At 44.5% G+C, this 18,928-nt stretch carries 14 protein-coding genes and 1 riboswitch; of the genes, 11 read left to right on the forward strand and 3 right to left on the reverse strand.

Annotated elements, in window-relative coordinates:
* Positions 1 to 109: 109 nt before the first annotated feature.
* A complete protein-coding gene (gene pgl / locus QS795_RS04840) occupies positions 110 to 1,090 on the forward strand; it encodes a 6-phosphogluconolactonase (protein WP_286270183.1) in 981 nt (326 codons plus the stop codon).
* A gap of 46 nt (positions 1,091 to 1,136) precedes the next feature.
* Here pgl and bioA read toward each other — a convergent pair whose 3' ends face one another.
* Complete coding sequence (gene bioA, locus QS795_RS04845) at positions 1,137 to 2,408, reverse strand: adenosylmethionine--8-amino-7-oxononanoate transaminase (protein ID WP_286270185.1); 1,272 nt, start codon at positions 2,406 to 2,408, stop codon at positions 1,137 to 1,139.
* Positions 2,409 to 2,501: 93 nt separating this feature from the next.
* Between bioA and bioB the strand changes: the two genes are divergently transcribed.
* From bioB to QS795_RS04875, 6 genes are all read left to right on the forward strand, one after another.
* Complete coding sequence (bioB, locus tag QS795_RS04850) at positions 2,502 to 3,539, forward strand: biotin synthase BioB (protein WP_318626974.1); 1,038 nt, start codon at positions 2,502 to 2,504, stop codon at positions 3,537 to 3,539.
* Positions 3,539 to 4,696, forward strand: a complete 1,158-nt coding sequence (gene bioF / locus QS795_RS04855; RefSeq protein WP_318626976.1) for an 8-amino-7-oxononanoate synthase — start codon at positions 3,539 to 3,541, stop codon at positions 4,694 to 4,696. The genes bioB and bioF overlap by 1 nt, the downstream gene beginning before the upstream one ends.
* On the forward strand, positions 4,674 to 5,489 hold the full coding sequence (gene bioC / locus QS795_RS04860; protein ID WP_286270189.1) for a malonyl-ACP O-methyltransferase BioC: 816 nt from the start codon (positions 4,674 to 4,676) through the stop codon (positions 5,487 to 5,489). Before bioF ends, bioC begins: the two co-directional genes overlap by 23 nt.
* Positions 5,482 to 6,156, forward strand: a complete 675-nt coding sequence (gene bioD / locus QS795_RS04865) for a dethiobiotin synthase (RefSeq protein WP_286270191.1) — start codon at positions 5,482 to 5,484, stop codon at positions 6,154 to 6,156. The genes bioC and bioD overlap by 8 nt, the downstream gene beginning before the upstream one ends.
* Positions 6,157 to 6,780: 624 nt before the next feature.
* Entirely contained in the window at positions 6,781 to 8,799 is a 2,019-nt protein-coding gene (gene uvrB / locus QS795_RS04870; RefSeq protein WP_286270192.1) for an excinuclease ABC subunit UvrB, read from the forward strand.
* A gap of 201 nt (positions 8,800 to 9,000) precedes the next feature.
* On the forward strand, positions 9,001 to 10,005 hold the full coding sequence (locus QS795_RS04875; RefSeq protein ID WP_318626977.1) for an Rpn family recombination-promoting nuclease/putative transposase: 1,005 nt from the start codon (positions 9,001 to 9,003) through the stop codon (positions 10,003 to 10,005).
* Between the two features lie 85 nt (positions 10,006 to 10,090).
* Here the strand turns inward: QS795_RS04875 and pgtP are convergent, their stop codons facing one another.
* Positions 10,091 to 11,470 (reverse strand): phosphoglycerate transporter PgtP, encoded by a 1,380-nt coding sequence (gene pgtP / locus QS795_RS04880; protein WP_286270193.1) that lies wholly within the window; start codon positions 11,468 to 11,470, stop codon positions 10,091 to 10,093.
* A 400-nt stretch (positions 11,471 to 11,870) separates the two neighbouring features.
* On the opposite strand from pgtP, the gene QS795_RS04885 reads away from it, so the two are divergent.
* The 3 genes from QS795_RS04885 to pgtA are packed head-to-tail and all read left to right on the forward strand — an operon-like array spanning position 11,871 to position 16,343.
* Positions 11,871 to 13,100 (forward strand): ABC transporter substrate-binding protein, encoded by a 1,230-nt coding sequence (locus tag QS795_RS04885; RefSeq protein WP_318627173.1) that lies wholly within the window; start codon positions 11,871 to 11,873, stop codon positions 13,098 to 13,100.
* Positions 13,097 to 15,103: a two-component system sensor histidine kinase PgtB gene (gene pgtB, locus QS795_RS04890; protein ID WP_318626978.1), complete on the forward strand. Its 2,007-nt coding sequence runs from the start codon at positions 13,097 to 13,099 to the stop codon at positions 15,101 to 15,103. The genes QS795_RS04885 and pgtB overlap by 4 nt, the downstream gene beginning before the upstream one ends.
* Positions 15,096 to 16,343: a two-component system response regulator PgtA gene (gene pgtA, locus QS795_RS04895; protein WP_286270197.1), complete on the forward strand. Its 1,248-nt coding sequence runs from the start codon at positions 15,096 to 15,098 to the stop codon at positions 16,341 to 16,343. Before pgtB ends, pgtA begins: the two co-directional genes overlap by 8 nt.
* A 63-nt stretch (positions 16,344 to 16,406) precedes the next feature.
* On the opposite strand, the gene QS795_RS04900 is transcribed toward pgtA, so the two are convergent.
* Complete coding sequence (locus tag QS795_RS04900; protein WP_286270198.1) at positions 16,407 to 17,315, reverse strand: gluconeogenesis factor YvcK family protein; 909 nt, start codon at positions 17,313 to 17,315, stop codon at positions 16,407 to 16,409.
* Positions 17,316 to 17,796: 481 nt separating this feature from the next.
* Positions 17,797 to 17,932: riboswitch (molybdenum cofactor riboswitch) on the forward strand.
* Here QS795_RS04900 and moaA point away from each other — a divergent pair.
* Positions 17,922 to 18,902, forward strand: a complete 981-nt coding sequence (gene moaA / locus QS795_RS04905) for a GTP 3',8-cyclase MoaA (RefSeq protein ID WP_154604380.1) — start codon at positions 17,922 to 17,924, stop codon at positions 18,900 to 18,902. It overlaps the preceding riboswitch by 11 nt.
* Positions 18,903 to 18,928: the final 26 nt, after the last annotated feature.

The raw sequence follows: 18,928 nt of genomic DNA on the forward strand, positions 1-18,928 counted from the left end.
GATTGGGTTTTTAACCGTAATTTGGTTTTTTAGCGGCAATTTGATTTTTTTTCGGTATAGTCAGTCCATCATTTCATTCGATGATTTTACTATCAATCAAGGAGTCAGGATGGATCAGGTTGTTTATGTTGCCAGCCCAGAAACCCAACAAATTCACGTTTGGGCGATGAACCAAGTGGGTGAACTCTCACTGCTGCAAACCGTGAGTACACCGGGGCAAGTGCAGCCAATGGTGGTGAGCCACGATAAAAAGCATCTGTATATCGGGGTCGGGCCTCACCTGAGTGTTGTGACCTATGATATTGAACCTCAAGGCACATTACGTTTTAAAGCGCAGACCAGCGTGCCGGGAAAACCCGTGCATTTGTCGCTGGATAATAGCGGTAAATTCCTGTTTGTCCCTTCTTATCACCAGCACAATTTAACGGTATTACCGATTGGCAGTGACGGCGTTGCAGGGGCACCAATTCAAGTTATCGAAGGATTACGCCATCCGCATTCATCCCATATGGACGCTGATAATCAGCAGCTGTGGGTGCCATGTTTAGGCGAAGATCATATTCGCCTGTTTGATCTGACAGAAAATGGCTATTTAACTGAAGCCACAGCGGATCAAATCACGACAGCATTGAAATCAGGTCCTCGCCATTTAGCGCTACACCCTCAAGAAAAAGTGATTTACTGCTTGAATGAACTAGATTCCACGATCAACGTTTATTATAAATTTACGCGTTACCGTGAAATGCAGAATGTCGCGTTGTACCCTGAGGGGAATCAGAGCCAGCGTTGGGCGGCGGATATTCATATCACGCCAAATGGTCGTCATTTATATGCGAGTGAACGCTCAGAAAGTTACTTAGCTCACTATCAAGTGTCTGAGAATGGGCGCGAGTTAAGTTTAGTTGGACGCTACCCAACGCAAGCGCAGCCTCGTGGTTTTAATATTGACCCATCAGGGAGTTTCTTGGTATCGAGCGGACAAAAATCCGATCATATTTCCGTATCAGAGATTGATTCTATCACTGGAAAATTGACTGAATTAGCGAGTTATAAAGCCTCTGCGGGCTGTATGTGGGTGACATTCCGTTAAAGGTTGAGCAAATGTCGCTGAGTGGACAGCTCAGCGACATTTTACGTTAAGCGGCGAGCACTTTTTCCATTGCTTGAGTTATTTTACTTAGCTGTTCTGGGGTAATAATATACGGCGGCATCACATAAATAAGCTTACCAAATGGGCGTACCCATACCCCTTCAGCCACAAAAACTTTCTGCAATTCGGCCGTATTGACCGGCTGCTTCATCTCAATCACACCTATAGTGCCTAACACCCGAATATCCTGCACACTTGAATAACGGGCAAGGGGAAGTAACTCCGTTCTCAGTTGCTGTTCAATGTTGGCAACAGTTTCTTGCCATGGGTTTTCTAGCAATAATTTCAAACTGGCATTGGCAACGGCGCAGGCCAATGGGTTCCCCATAAAGGTCGGTCCGTGCATAAAGCAGCCTGCTTCCCCATTACTGATGGTTTCCGCGACATGGCGGGTGGCAATGGTGGCAGATAGCGTCATATATCCCCCCGTCAAACCTTTTCCTAGGCACATGATATCAGGTGAAATTTCTGCATGCTGGCAAGCAAATAACTTTCCGGTACGGCCAAACCCTGTGGCGATTTCATCCGCAATCAGCAGTAATCCGTAGTGGTCGCAAAGCTCACGAACGCCTTTAAGGTAATTAGGATGATAGAAACGCATTCCGCCCGCACCTTGTACGATAGGTTCGAGGATGATCGCAGCAATATCTTGATGGTTTTCGGCAAGTTGATGCTTGAGTGGCTGAAGATCATTTTCATTCCATTCATCATGGAAACCACATTGAGGCGCGTCGACAAAAATATGAGGCGGCAAATAACCTTTGTATAAACCGTGCATGGAATTGTCAGGATCACACACCGCCATCGCACCAAAAGTATCCCCATGATAACCATGACGTAACGTGAGAATTCGCTGGCGCTTTTCACCACGAGCTTGCCAGTATTGCAGCGCCATTTTTAAGGAAACTTCCACGGCGACGGAGCCTGAATCGGCAAGGAAAACACACTCTAATGGCTCAGGGGTGATGGCAACCAGTTGCTTGCACAATGCAATGGCGGGTGGATGGGTAATGCCCCCGAACATCACGTGGGACATTTTCGCCAGTTGGTCGGTGACTGCTTGATTGAGTACCGGGTGATTATAGCCATGAATGGTTGCCCACCATGATGACATTCCATCCACCAGCCTTCTACCACCTTCCATAATCAGCTCCGCACCTTCTGCGGCAACGATTGGGTAGGCAGGAATAGGGTGGCTCATTGAGGTGTAAGGATGCCAAATGTGCTTGGCATCAAAAGCAATATCACAGCTGTCCATAATTATTTTCCGTCAACTTTTTTTAGATCATTTAGTTGACATGATAATCGCAATATTTAAACTGGCAACAACTTTTTCAACTGGAGAGTTCCCGTGAGCCAACTAAAACAGTGGACAATAAAACAAGCTAACGAACTGTTTTCAATGCCGTTTTTTGAATTATTATTTCAAGCACAGCAAGTACATCGCCAACATTTTGACCCGCAACAAGTGCAAGTGAGCACGCTGCTATCTATCAAAACAGGGGCATGCCCTGAAGATTGTAAGTATTGCGCTCAGAGTGCGCGGTATAAAACGGGCTTAGAAACTGAGCGCTTGATGGAAGTCCAGCAAGTGGTTGAATCGGCGAAGAAAGCGAAAAATGCCGGTTCTACGCGTTTTTGTATGGGGGCTGCGTGGCGTAACCCGAAAGAGCGTGATATGCCTTACCTTGAAATGATGGTCAAGGAAGTGAAAGCGCTAGGCATGGAAACGTGCATGACGCTGGGAATGATTGATGATTCGCAAGCAGGTCGCTTAGCGGATGCCGGTTTGGATTACTATAACCATAACCTTGATACCTCACCGGAATATTACGGCAATATTATCACCACGCGAACTTACCAAGACCGTTTAGATACGCTGGATAACGTGCGTAATGCGGGAATTAAAGTCTGTTCAGGTGGCATTTTGGGCCTAGGTGAAAAAGTCAGTGACCGTGCGGCATTACTCGTGCAGCTGGCGAACTTACCAAAACCACCTGAAAGTGTGCCTATCAATATGTTGATGAAGGTTGAAGGCACGCCAATGGCAGATAACGACGATGTCGATCCATTTGATTTTATTCGTACTATTGCTGTGGCGCGGATTATGATGCCAAGCTCCTACGTGCGTTTATCCGCAGGGCGTGAGCATATGAACGAGCAAACCCAAGCGTTGTGCTTTATGGCGGGTGCGAACTCTGTTTTCTATGGCTGCAAACTGTTAACCACACCAAACCCTGATGAAAATAAAGATATTGCGCTGTTTAAAAAGCTGAATATCAACCCTGAGCGTATCGAAATGGAAGACGCGGAAGATCTGCAAGCAGCTAAATTGGCAGAAACACTGTTAACCGCTGACAATCCGCAATTCTATAATGCGGCAGTCTGATGGCCTGGTCATCGTTTATTGATGGCCAATTGCAGAAGCGTAAAGACGCTTCTGCATGGCGTGAGCGCCGCTGTATTGAAAAAAGCTCTGGGCGGGAACTCCATTTTCAAGGCAAAAGCTACCTGAATTTTTCGTCGAATGATTATTTAGGGCTGAGCCAACATCCTGAAAGTATCCGTGCTTGGCAGCAAGGTGCGCAAGAGTATGGGGTTGGAAGTGGTGGCTCTGGGCATATCACGGGGTTCACTCACGCTCATTACCAAGCGGAGCAGAAGCTAGCGGATTGGCTAGGTTATCCACGTGCCATTTTGTTTATCTCTGGCTTTGCCGCTAACCATGCTTTGATCACCGCGTTAATGACGGCGGAAGACCGTATTTTGGCTGATAAACTCAGCCATGCTTCTTTGTTAGAAGGGGCGATGCATTCCCAAGCCCAGTTACGACGCTTTAGTCACAATAGCGTTGATTCACTCGAAAAGTTAATCAGCAAACCCCATGCAGCGAAAACGTTAGTGGTGACGGAAGGGGTGTTCAGCATGGATGGGGATAGTGCGCCACTTGATGAACTGCAAACACTGGCTCACGCTCACAATGCATGGTTGATGGTGGATGATGCTCATGGACTTGGGATCTGGGGAAAACAAGGGCGTGGTAGCTGTGATGAATATGGTATTAAGCCCGATATTCTCGTGGCCACCTTTGGTAAAGCCGTTGGCGTTAGCGGGGCCGCGGTGTTGTGTGATGAACGCACTGCGGACTTTTTAATTCAAGCGGCTCGCCATCTTATTTACAGCACCTCAATGCCTCCGGCTCAAGCCGTCGCTATCTCTGCGGCGATAGAAAATATTCAACAAGCGGACGAGGAACGGGCTCAATTGCAGCGCAATATTCGCTATTTTAGGCGCCAGCTTAATTTACCGGATATGCAGTTGGTGGATTCGAATACGGCTATCCAACCGCTGATTGTCGGGGATAACGAAAAGAGTTTGCAGTTATCACAATTTTTGCGCGAGAAAGGCATTTGGGTTCAAGCAATTAGACCGCCGACGGTTCCACCGGGTAGTGCCAGATTACGAATGACATTAAGCGCCGCTCATCAGCAAGACGATATCGACAAATTATTGGAGGCACTCAATGAGTTTGTCTTTGTATCATGATGAGGCGAGTTTATCGCGAAATATTCGAGAAAAAACTAAGATAGCTTCCGCATTTGGGCGTGCAGCTTCTCGTTATGATTCTCTGGCTAGCTATCAACAAAATAGCGGTAAGCAGCTGCTTAGCTTGTTAGAAGGCCACGGGGCAATAGAGACGCCTGTGTTTTCTCAACAGGTATTAGATGCGGGCTGTGGGACTGGATTTTTTAGCCAAATTATCAAACAGAGGGGAGCGCATGTGACGGCGCTTGACCTCTCTGCCGGCATGCTAGATGTTGCGCGAAACAAGCAAGCGGCACACCGTTATGTATGTGGGGATATGGACGCGCTTCCTTTTGAGGATGCCAGTTTTGATTGGGTATTTTCGAATTTAGCCATTCAGTGGTGCGATGATCTATCTCATGCTCTAAGCGAGTTATATCGTGTGACCAAGCCTGGTGGCATTATCGGGTTCACCACATTAGCGGAGCACTCCCTTGGTGAACTCTCGACGGCTTGGAAAGCGTTAGATGACTCCCCTCATGTTAACCGTTTTTTACCCTACTCAAAGATTATTAAGAGCTGTCAGGCGTGGCGTAGCCAACTTTATCAACAAGCGGATACGCTCTATTTTTCTAACCTCATTGAATTGCTTAATTCGGTGAAGGGAATCGGCGCAACTCACTTAACTGCGGGTCGCCAAGCGGGGCTGATGACTCGTCAGCGTTTGCAGCAACTAATCGAGGTATACCCAAATACCGAGAAAGGGCTGCCATTAACCTATCAAACTGTATTTGGAATTATTTATCGTGACTAAAACGTATTTTGTAACCGGAACCGATACTGAAATCGGCAAAACGATGTCGAGTTGTGCATTGTTGCAAGCGGCTAATCTGCAAGGGCTGAAAACCGTAGGGTATAAGCCAGTTGCTTCAGGTAGCGAAATGACGACACAAGGTTTGCGTAATAGCGATGCACTACAACTGCAAGCTAATAGCCGCGTTACAGTGCCTTATGAGCAAATCAATCCGATCATTTTTGAAGTGCCTACATCACCACACATTGTTAGTGAAAAAACAGGTCAGCCCATTGAATTTTCTGTGATGACTCAAGGGCTAAAACAGTTACAGAAGCAGGCTGAATGGGTACTAGTGGAAGGTGCTGGCGGCTGGTATACCCCATTATCTGCCGAACAAACCTACGCAGATTGGGTGGTTGAGCAGCAGTTACCCGTGATTTTGGTGGTTGGTGTGAAGCTTGGATGTATTAACCATGCGGTATTAACTGCGCAAGCTGTGAAAGCCTCTGGGTTATCTTTAGTTGGCTGGGTTGCGAATGAAGTGGAGCCTGCGGGCACATATCAACAAGAATATCTCACTGCATTGAAGCGTATGATCGATGCGCCATGCTTAGGGGTCATCCCGCATATCGAAAGCCAATCTACCGATTGTTTAGGGCAATATTTAGACCTTTCCTTCCTTTAAGATCCCTTAAAAATCGTCATAAACCCGCTATACAATTAGCTATGGCGGGAATACGCCTTTGACTTGTTTTCGCCGATCTTTTTTAACGTTAATGATCCTTTTTTTGTCAAGTTTCATCGGGAAAATACTAAGTAGTTTCCGTAAAAAAACAGAATATTTTTCTTTTGTCGCGAATGGAGAGTAAAAACACTTTCACCATTTCGCCATATTTCTGTCATTTTATTGCCAAACCGTAAAATGAGCATGTTACGGGAGTGCATGAGGCGGAAGGACTTCCAGAGTTATCCACTATTTCTGTGGATAACCTTGTGAATTAACATTCAAAAACCATTCTGATGCTAGGTGACAAGCGGCTTTGCCTTTATTTGATGTGATTCTGGGCTTTTATATAATTTTATTTAAATACAATTAGTTAAATAAAAGCAAGCGTTCTATTTAGATTTGCGTTAAAGCCAAAAAGTCTAAAAGCATAAAATATCCACTTTCGAAAAGGTCAAGTTTTATTTTGGGGATAACATTTTCGTAAACAGATTTCAACCTCATAAAAAGGAAATTTATCGCCAGCACTTGAAGCTGGTTTTTTATCCAGTATCATAGGCGAGAGATTATTAAAGAGGCATAACTATGAGCAAGGATTTTAAACTGTATTCTGATTTTCAGCCGGGAGGCGATCAGCCTGAGGCGATTCGTAAATTAAGAGAAGGGTTAGAAGATGGTCTTGCTCATCAAACCTTGTTAGGGGTTACGGGGTCGGGTAAAACTTTTACAATTGCCAACGTTATCGCGCAAGAAAATCGCCCAACGATGTTGATGGCGCATAACAAAACCTTGGCGGCGCAACTCTACAGCGAAATGAAAGCCTTTTTTCCTGAGAATGCAGTGGAGTATTTCGTTTCTTACTACGACTATTATCAGCCTGAAGCGTATGTCCCCAGCTCGGATACCTTTATTGAGAAAGATGCCTCGGTAAACGAACATATCGAGCAGATGCGTTTGTCTGCAACCAAAGCTTTACTTGAGCGCCGTGATGTCATTGTAGTGGCATCGGTCTCTGCAATTTATGGGTTGGGCGATCCGGACAGCTATTTGAAAATGATGCTGCACTTGACTGACGGCATGATCATTGACCAGCGCTCTATTTTGCGCCGCCTCGCAGACTTGCAATATACCCGTAATGACCAAGCGTTTACGCGAGGGACTTTCCGTGTTCGTGGTGAAGTGATTGATATTTTCCCAGCAGAATCCGATGAATATGCATTAAGAGTTGAACTTTTTGATGACGAAGTGGAGCGATTATCGTTGTTCGACCCGTTAACCGGAGCTATTCAACATCGCGTACCACGCTTTACCGTGTACCCTAAAACTCACTATGTGACGCCAAGAGAGAGAATTCTTGAGGCGATGGAAAATATCAAAGTCGAGTTAGCTGATAGGCGAAGAGTGTTGTTAGAGAATCATAAGCTACTGGAAGAGCAGCGGATCACTCAGCGCACCCAATTTGATTTGGAAATGATGAATGAGCTGGGCTACTGCTCCGGCATTGAAAACTATTCACGTTATCTTTCGGGTCGTGCTCCGGGCGAGCCACCACCAACATTATTTGATTACTTGCCCGCTGATGGATTGCTGGTTGTGGATGAGTCTCACGTAACCATCCCTCAAATTGGTGCGATGTATAAAGGTGACCGTTCTCGTAAAGAGACTCTCGTCGAGTATGGTTTCCGGCTGCCTTCTGCCCTCGATAACCGCCCAATGCGTTTTGAAGAATTTGAAGCTTTAGCGCCTCAAACTATCTATGTCTCTGCGACACCGGGTAATTACGAGTTGGATAAATCAGGGCAGGAAGTGATTGAGCAGGTAGTTAGACCTACTGGGCTGCTTGATCCGCTGATTGAAGTGCGTCCGGTGGCAACGCAGGTGGATGATTTGCTATCCGAAATTCGTATTCGCGTCCAGAAACAGGAGCGTGTGCTGGTCACCACCTTAACCAAACGCATGGCGGAAGATCTCACCGAATATTTAGAAGAGCATGGGGAGCGTGTGCGTTATTTGCACTCGGATATTGATACGGTTGAGCGTGTCGAAATTATTCGTGATTTACGCCTCGGCGAGTTTGATGTACTGGTTGGGATCAACTTATTGCGAGAAGGTTTGGATATGCCAGAGGTTTCGCTGGTGGCTATCCTTGATGCTGATAAAGAAGGTTTCTTACGTTCAGAACGTTCACTGATCCAAACCATCGGTCGTGCAGCGCGTAACTTGAATGGTAAAGCCATTTTGTATGGGGATAGGATCACTAACTCCATGGAAAAAGCAATTGCTGAGACAGAACGACGTCGTGCCAAACAGATGGCGTTTAACGAAGCCCATGGCATCACGCCTAAAGGCTTGAACAAGAAAGTGGGGGATATCCTCCAGATTGGTCACAAAGTGGGTGGTAAAAGCAAAGGGCGCGGTAAAGAGAACATCAAAGATGAATCTCTGCTTAATGTTCAATCCATGTCAACGAAAGAGCTGGAGCAGCGTATTTCTCAATTGGAAGCACAGATGTACAAACATGCTCAAGATCTAGAATTTGAAGCCGCTGCTCGAGTACGTGACGAATTACAAACATTACGAAACCAATTTATCGCCAATTCGTAATTCACGATAATCGTTAAAAACGTAGTAATTTATTAAGTGCCTCTTAGCACTGCAACATGCAGGTTAAGGGGCTTTTTTTATGAATGAAATAAGTAAATAATTCGATTAAAAGCAAAGAGTTACTCTGTCAAGGAATTATCGTAAATTAGGACTAACTTTTTCTCACTCTCCCAAAAATATTGGTTAGTATCTCGTCATCTTATGAACCAAGACGAGGCCGAGATGGTGATCCAATCAATTGTAGCTCCTCATGATTCAACCTTTAAAGGCTTTATGAGCAAAGTGGATAATGCGCGGGATTTTTTTGAAGTCCATCTTCCTAATCGCATTAAACACCTTTGCAATTTTGATACGTTGAAGTTAGCCAGCGCTTCATTTGTGGATAAAACATTGCGCTCTCGTTTCTCGGACATGCTCTATTCCGTTCAAACATTCAAGGGTAAGGGGTATTTTTATTTCTTGGTGGAGCACCAATCTTCCCCCGATAAGCTGATGGGCTGGCGGCTGATGCATTACGCATTTTGCGCGATGAATCAGCATTTGCAGCAAGGACATCAAACTTTGCCGCTGGTGGTTCCCATTCTGTTTTATCATGGGAATCAATCCCCTTATCCTTATTCCCAATCATGGACGGATTGCTTTGAGTGGTCTGATTTAGCTCATAGTTTGTATTGTAATCCACTGCCGTTAGTGGATGTCACGGTGGCAAGTGACGATGAACTGGTGAATCACCGAAAAGTCGCGGCGATGGAGTTAGTTCTCAAACATGCTTCTGTGAAAGATGACCTTATGGTGCTGTCAAAGCGCTTAGCGCAGGTGATCCATGAGAATGAAAACCACCGTGATGACGTTATTTTAATCATCAACTATCTGTTTAGTGTGATGGATACGCCGACATACAAGAAGATAGTCAAAACATTAATAGAAAAAACCGAAGGATATCAGGAGACCGTTATGACCATTGCCGATCGTTTAAGAATTGAAGGGTTAAAAAAAGGGTTTAGGCAAGGAAGAAGAGAGGGCAGAGAAGAAGGAAGAGAAGAAGGCAGAGAAGAAGGTCGTGAAGAGGCTAGACAAGAGGAGCAGGAGAAGGCCAAACAACGTATTTATGCCCAAGTTTTGACCAGCTTAAGTTTAGGTTTAAACATTGAGGTCATTAGTCAAATTACAGGCTTATCCCCGACAGAAATCGAAGCAATTCATTGATACATCATTCATTGAGACATAAAGAAGGCGGAGTTCAGTGAGAAGCCGAACTCCGCCATATTTTTAGTCAAATTTTTTAGCGTGATTACGCGTTCGCTAATTGACCTTTTGCTAATACCGATTGACGGTTACGCTCAAGTTCCAATGCGCCTAAGTGGGACAGCACACAGAAGATAATGCAGCAAACAATCCCGCCTAACAGCAGATAGAAACCTGCATGCCAGCCCATACGGTCAACCACGAAACCAAATAAGCTAGTACCTAAAGTTGCGCCAAGGATATAGCTCATGAAACCACGTAGACCAACTGCTGAACCGACTGCGAAGCTTGGTACGATTTCCATCGTTTGTACTGACGCTAAGAACTGAGGCACATAGATTAAGCAACCAACTACTGCAGCAAAGAAGGTGACGACCGCTAATGATTGGCTCTGCCAGTAACCGATGAGGCAGAAGAAAATCAGTGTCATACAGACAATAGCTAACGGCATTCTACGACCTTTAAACAGTTTGTCTGTTAACCAACCCGCTAATAAAGTGGATGGAATCGCTGCCCATTCGAAGAATAAAAATGCCACGCTCATTTGATCTTTAGAGAAGTTTTTCTCTGTCAGTAGGTAGATTGGTAGCCAGCTGATCACACCGAAACGCACCATATACACAAAGACATCAACAAAAGAGATATACCACGCATTTTTGTTTTTCAGTACATAGGTACAGAAAATCTGGAAGGCGCTCATGTTCTCTGGTGATTGCTCTTTTTGCGCCGAAGTCAGGATCACTTTTTCTTCTGGCATCATTTGGTCAAGTGCAGGTAAACCTTCTTGTTTTGGGGAACCTTTACCTAATACCAACACAACCCCTGCAAATAAAATCGCAATACAAGCGGGAACCATGTAACTCGCACTTTGCCAGTGCTCAGTGCCTAATACAGCGAAAGCAGCACCGACGATTGGGGCAACAATACCACCGCCCACGTTATGAGAAATATTCCAAAATGCACCGATACGACCACGTTCACGACGTGGGAACCAGTTTGCAATGGTGATAAATGACGGACCCACACCCATGCCTTGGAACATACCATTAAGCACTACAAAACCAACGAATAACCAGAATGCGTTACTAAACCCCATTCCGAAGTTGACGATGGCACAGAGGATCAAACCAAATGCCATAAATGCTTTTGGGCTAGCTTTATCGGCAAGGCTACTCATCACGCCTTTGCTGATCCCGTAAGCAATCAGCATACAGCTGGTTAATAGACCAATTTGAGTCGTGCTTAAATCTAAGTTTTCTTTCAAATATGGGGTAGAGAGCGTGAAGTTGTTACGAACAATATAGTAAGCCAAATAGCCTAAGAAAACGCTGAGCAGTGCTTGAACACGATAGCGTTTATAGGCGGCAGGAACTTTTTCTGGTGCAATTTGTTTTTTTGCCGTGGCTGGCGTTAAAAATGACAGCATAGGTTCACCTGTGAAATAGAGTAAAAAGAAATTCCCTGATGTTTTTTGTCGTTTTATTTCTGACAGGCTCATCATGTTCTTGTTGAAAAAATATCGCAATATGAAGGGTTTGAGTCAAAATTGACCCAATTTTGTATAGTGACGAGTCAAATTGACCCATTCATAAATTAACGGGAATGGATTTCAAAAAATGAACAACTAAGGGTTGATTTAATCGCGTAACAATGAGAATAAAGCGGGTAAGTTTTGTCGTATGCCCATAAATCCGAAAAGGGTAAAATTTGTCTCAAATGCACTTTTTGACAAACTCACACTATTGTTACTTTCTTTGATATGAATCACATCTACCCAGGGGATGACTACGCTCATGAGACTAATAACACCAATTCGTCCACTGATAATGCAGCTCTGTTTTTTTATTATCTTTCTAAACAGCGTGGAAATTAGTCATGCGAAAAATGATGAGTTGGTGATAGCGACAACATTTTCACCCGAAGCGACACAGGCGATAGTCACGAATTGGAATGCGCGAGAGGATGGGATGCCTATCCGCACGATTAACCGAACCAGTGCATCATTAGAGCGCTTGTTAGATACCGATGCTTTGGAAAATGTCGATTTAATTCTGACCTCCTCGCCGATGCTGATGCACCATTTGCAGCAGCATAATCGGTTGAGTGCATTGCCGGATATTCCCGAGTATTCCCAGCGCTTAATTCCTGAATCTTTAAAAGGTTCCGTTGCTGCGGTGGCATTTTCTGGATATGGCATTTTGACTAACCGAAAATGGATGGAACAAAACAAATTACCCATTCCAAAGACATGGGATGACCTGACAAATAGCCAATATCAAGGCTCGTTACTGATAAGCAGTCCATCTCGCTCTGATACCTATCATTTAATGATAGAGTCGCTATTACAGCAGCGAGGGTGGGAAGATGGATGGCGTATTTTACTGGGAATGTCGGGAAATTTAGCGACTGTTTCATCCCGCAGTTTTGGGGTTGCCGATAAAATCAAAGTGGGGCTAGGTGGAGCTGCACCGATTATTGATAACTATGCAAATGTGCTATTAGCCGACCCTGAACTCGAGTTTCACTATCTGCCGGATTCAGCCACATCTCCAACATTTATTGCGATCACTCGCCATAGTTTAGCGCCAGAAAAAGCGCGAAAACTGATTGATTTTTTACTCAGTGAACAAGGGCAAAAAGTGTTTGCAGACAGCAGCACAGGAAAATACCCAGTTACGCCTCTTGAGGATGATAACCCTCGAAAAGCGCAGCAAAACCAACTATTAGATTCCCCTAAACCGCTGGATGTCCATTTGGTATTACAGCGTCAACGATTAGTTCAGCAACTGTTTGATGCGGCGATCACGTTTCGTTTAACGGAATCGAAAGATGCTTGGCGTGCGGTGTATATGGCGGAAGCTAAGTTGAAGCATCCTTTACCAGAAGTTCGAGCGCTACTGACAGCGATGCCAGTCAGTGCGAAAGAAAGCGAAGATCCTGCTTACTATTCGCGCTTTGAAGATAATCGCAAAGCGGAAGAGGAATATATGCGCTGGCAGCATTTCTTTCAGGAGCAGCAGCGCCAAGCCATCAGTGTATTGGAAGCGATTAAATGAAAACATCGATAGTGAAATTGATGGGGCGCTTTAGTATTACGGCTATTTTACGTGGAGCATTTATCGCGGGTGCATTGATGACACTGATCGTCAGCTGCGTCAGTTTGTATGCATGGCAAGAGCAAAATAAGCAGATCCGCTACGCACTTGGGGACTATTTTCCCAAAATGCAGGCTTCATTTTTGATTGAAGGACAGCTAAATACCTTAGTTAATGAGTTGAACGAATTTTTAAAAGCGCCAAATACAGCAACAAGATTACAACTACGCAACCAGATCACGGCACATTTGGCGCAAATCGCCGCGTTTAACCAACAATTAAATGGGGAGGATCAACAGCAGATTTCCTTGATTTTGTCGCAAAGTCAGGATCTTTTGCAGCGTCTGGATAAAGCGCTGTATGCCTTGTTTTTAGCACGGGAAAAAATTAATACGCTCTCTTCTCGGATCAACTGGCTACATGACGACTTTAGTACGGAGCTCAACTCGTTATCGCAAGATATCAGCCTGCAGCAAGGCTCTTTACTGGACAAAATTGAGCAAGATCCTCGTCAAGCCAAAGGGCTACAAAGTCGGTTACGTAACGTCCAAGGGGAGTTGCAGTTAATTTATACACTGGCGCGTTTGGAAGAGCAGATCACCAATATTTTGACGGGACGCTTGAAGGATATTCAAGGGGATAATGCTTTTGATGATCCCATCGATGTTGGCGGTTATGCCCGCTATTTAGGGTATTTAAAAACGAATTTGGCAGCCAATGAAGAGGCGTTGAATTTATACCCAAGTTCAGTAACGCTGCGTCAAACCATCGATGAGTTATTAGATATTGGCCTTTCTGATAACCAAATGCTTGAAGTCCTACAAAATTATCAAACAGCAAAAAGAGCCTTGAATGAAGCGACAACCGAAAAGGAGCGAATTTTGGCTGATTTTCGCTCTCAGCTTGATTTGCAACTTGGGAGTAGCCACTTTCAGCTACAAACACTAAACCAGCGTTTAGCGCACATTATGTCGTGGAGTGGCACAATTATTATTATTACCGCAGGGTTGGCGTTACTGTTGGTATTACTGTTCAATATGCTGTTTATTCGCCCTCGCTTGGTCAAGCGCTTTACCGCATTAAATCAAGCAGTGGCTCGGATCAGTATTGGGGATTTGACGACCCATATTCCTGTCGAAGGTCGCGATGAGTTAGGACGAATTGGCACACTGTTACAGCGCAGTATTGCTCAAATTAATCAACAGAAAATTCAGTTAGAACAAGAAATTGCAGAGCGTAAGGCAATAGAAGAAAACTTAAGAACCACGCAAAATGAGCTGATCCAAACGGCAAAACTCGCCGTCGTGGGGCAGACGATGACCACCTTAGCTCACGAAATTAACCAACCGCTAAATGCGCTCTCGATGCACCTGTTTATGGCGAAAAAAGGGTTGCCAGAGCAAGATAATGACACCTCGTTGATGGCGATAAATAAGTCAGAGCAACTTGTGGCTCGAATGGATGGCATTGTGCGTTCACTTCGCCAATTCGCTCGCAAACGTGATGATAATGAGCAATTACAACCTGTGAATTTACGCCAATCAATTCAAAGCGCTTGGGATGTTCTGAAGCTTCAACATAAAACCCGCAAAGTGATATTAAGTTATCCGGATATATTGCCTAAGGTGCTGGGGGATGAAATTGGTATTCAGCAGGTGTTGGTTAACTTGCTCTCTAACGCGCTTGATGCCAGCCCCACAGAGGCAGAAATCACCGTTGATTACAGCGAAACCGCGGATAAGTTGCTGTTGACCTTGTGCGATAACGGAACGGGTTGGCCACTGCATTTGGCGGATACATTAATGAAACCCTTTACGACAAGTAAAGAGATTGGGCTGGGTGTTGGGTTATCCATTAGCCAATCGATTATGCAACAAATTGGTGGTGAGTTAAGAATCGCTTCTACACTGCGTGGAAATGGGTGTGTAATTTTAGAATTTAAAAAGGTACTTGAAGATGCTTGATGACAACCATGACATATTGCTGATTGATGATGATAAAGATGTATTGGAAGCGTATTGTCTATTACTCGAACAAGCGGGGTACCGAGTTCATGCGTGTGATAACTCATTGACAGCAAAAGAGTTAGTCCACCGCGATTGGTGTGGCATTGTTCTTAGCGATGTGTGTATGCCGGAATGTTCGGGCATCGAGCTGATGACACTCTTTCTCGCCAAAGACAAACATCTCCCTGTGGTATTGATCACAGGGCATGGGGATGTGCCAATGGCGGTGGAAGCGGTCAAAATGGGGGCATGGGATTTTCTACAAAAACCCATTAACCCAGAATATCTCTTAGAGCAAGTCGCTAAAGCGTTGGCAGTGCGTAAACAGCGTGTATTGCAGCGCCGGTGGGGTAAAAACCAATTGATGCTCAATTTTGTGGGGAGCAGTGAATGGTCACAGCAAGTTCGCGGGCAGCTTCAAGGGTTATCGGAAACTCTTGCCGCAGTGTTCTTACAAGGGGAGTTAGGTAGCGGCCGCACTTATTTAGCTCGCTATCTACATCAAATTAGCACACTGCAGCACGCGCCATTGGTGATCAAAACATTATTAAATGAGCAAGAAGTGCCTGTTGAAACATGGGTCTCTGAGGCTCGCTCAGGCACATTGGTGATTAAGAATATTGAGTTACTCCCTGTGAACCAACAGCGTTATTTGGTTCAGCATTTACAACAAGACCAACGGGGATTTCGCTTGATTGGGATTTCGGATCAGCCGCTGCTTACTTTGACTAAACAGCAGCAAATCATTGCGGAACTCTATTATTATTTCTCATTAACCCAAGTGAATTGCTTGCCACTATCTCAGCGTAAGGCGGATATTCCGGTTTTGTTCCAGTATTATTTAGAGCTGGCTTGTACTCGATTGAATCAGAAACTACCTGAACTGGATGAGTCTTTTGTCAAAAAATTGAGTCGGCGTCATTGGCCTGGAAATGTAACGGAGCTAGCCAACGCAGCGGAGCTATATGCGGTTGGCATTATGCCGATGGGGGAAACGGCGAATCCGTTATTAACGTCGGTAGCGCCAACGGCATTAGATCAACAAATTGAAAATTATGAACGGCAGATTATTACTGAAGCGCTGAATATTCATCAAGGGCGAATTAACGATGTGTCGGAATATCTGCAAATGCCACGGAAAAAACTCTATTTGCGCATGAAAAAGTATGGATTAGATAAGCACCATTATCGGACATAAATTATTGGAGATAAATAGAGAGAAAGTTGCAGGGATTGACCTGCAACTTGAAATTTCAGGGAATTACAGAAGATGAATGGTCTCTTCGATGGCTTTTAACAGTAAGTTTCTATCATGGCGATAAGGAATATCATCCGCCTCTAATACTCGCTGAGTCACTTTGCGTTCTTGGCGGATTGTTGTGACATCGGTACGCGGTCCAACAATCACCGCATCGATTTTTTTGCGGCCAATATAACGCTCCATCATCACTAATTTTTCAGGAAGTGTAAGGCTGGCAGCGGAGGTGCTGATTTCTTTGCCTAAATTACCGATATACACCATCGGCGCTTGGCTCTCTTTCAGGGCGCAGGCGATATCATCGAGTAATAACAGGGGCATTAAGCTGGTAAAAAAACTACCGGGGCCGATTAAAATCAAATCAGCTCGATGGATAGCATCAAGGGCTTCAGTGGTCGCTTTAACGGGCGGGTATAAACGCAATTCTTGCGGTAACTCCTGTAAAGCATCCACGTTGACTTCACCGTAGACTTCATTTCCCATATCATCAATAGCCATCAGGTCTACTGGTGATTCAGACATCGGGATTAATTGTGCATCCACTTTCAGCATATTGCGGATTAAATTGATGGCTTCAAGTGGGCGAACACTTAAATGGTCAAGGGATTTCAGCATTAGGTTACCGAGATTATGCCCTGATAATTCCCCTGTTCCCGCAAATCGATATTCAAACATCTTAGAGGCAATGGATGGCTCAGTAATCAATTGATTCAAGCAATTACGCATATCACCCCAAGCAATCCCTCCTTCAGAACGACGAATTCGTCCTGTAGAGCCACCATTATCCGTGGTGGTGACAATGCCAGTTAAACGGGAGCCTAAAGATGAGAGAGAAGACATCACTCGACCAAGTCCATGTCCCCCCCCAAGGGCGACGACGTGATTAAGATTTGTCAAACTACGGTTTGGCATAGTGTTCCTATTTAAACAATCAATCTATTTAAACTGTCAATATAGCTAAATTATCAATCTAGAATCAGTGCTAAAACAAAATTGGCGCTAATCTATCATAAAACACGATTCGAAGTTTACTTGCTGTGATAAAAAACAATAAAAGAGAATATTCTCGATCGGTATCACAAATTTCTTGATTATGTTCTGAATAAAAGTACGAGATAAAACTGATCTACAACAAACAATGTGCACAGAGTTAACCTCATTTTGACGAGATTTTGACAGATAGGCGTTTGTCATCACATGGAAATAGCAAAAAATTATCCATAATAATAAGGACTTCTGAATCTAGCGGCTATTTTCTGTAAGTCGTTGTATATTAAGTTATATATCGTTTTTGGATTCGCTTTTTCATCTGCAATGGGCTAAAATCCTTACAGAAAATAAGTGAACCCAGTGATGATCGTCTTAACTCTCTAGGCTTAATCAACTCACAGGGTTCCAGATAAAACTCCTAGCCTTTGTGTCTAAGTTCTCCTGAATATGATGCTCTGGCCGTGACCTTGAGTCACCAGGGTGCAAGATAGAAATGTCTGCATCTCCCGTATTTGGAAAGGTGTGAATATGCAGCAACTTGTCGATCAATTTGACCGAAAATTTTACTATCTTCGTTTATCTATCACTGATGTTTGCAACTTCCGTTGCACATATTGCCTGCCTGATGGTTACAAACCGAGTGGCCGCCATGAATTTCTGACACTTGATGAAATCCGTCGAGTGAGTCGCGCTTTTGCTGAGTTAGGGACTGAAAAAGTCCGTATCACTGGCGGCGAGCCAACGATGCGTAAAGATTTCACCGATATCATCGCCGCTATCAAAGAAAATAATTCCATCAAAAAAATTGCCGTAACAACCAATGGTTATCGTATGGCGCGTGATGTACAAGCATGGCGAGATGCAGGTTTGAATGCCGTGAACGTGAGTGTGGATAGCCTTGATCCTCGCCAATTTGCCGCGATCACAGGGCAAGATAAATTTTTCCAAGTCATGAAAGGGATCGATGCGGCATTTGATGCAGGCTTCGAAAAAGTCAAAGTCAACGCGGTCTTGATGAAAAACGTCAATGATATCGCTCTTAAATCTTTCCTCAATTGGATCAAACACCGTCCAATTCAACTGCGTTTTATTGAACTCATGGAAACAGGGGAAGGCAGCAACCTATTCCAACGTTACCATGTGTCTGGTGAAACCGTTCGTGATCGCCTCATCGCAGAAGGCTGGTATATGCAGCCACGTTCTCGTAGCGACGGTCCCGCCCAAGTCTTTAGTCACCCTGATTACCAAGGGGAAATTGGGCTGATCATGCCGTACGAAAAGGACTTTTGCCAAAGCTGTAACCGTCTCAGGGTCTCTTCTTTAGGCAATCTGCATTTGTGTTTATTTGGTGAAAATGGCATTCCACTGCGTGATTTACTGGGTGATGAAAACCAGAATGAAGCCCTAAAAGCACGTATCCAAAGTGGGTTAATGTCTAAGCGAGAAACCCATTTCCTTCACCAAGGCGACAGCGGGATCACCCCGAATCTTTCCGTTATCGGCGGTTAATAACTTTTTGATTTTCAGGAGTAATT

Source organism: Providencia zhijiangensis (genome assembly GCF_030315915.2).
GTDB classification, from domain to species: domain Bacteria; phylum Pseudomonadota; class Gammaproteobacteria; order Enterobacterales; family Enterobacteriaceae; genus Providencia; species Providencia zhijiangensis.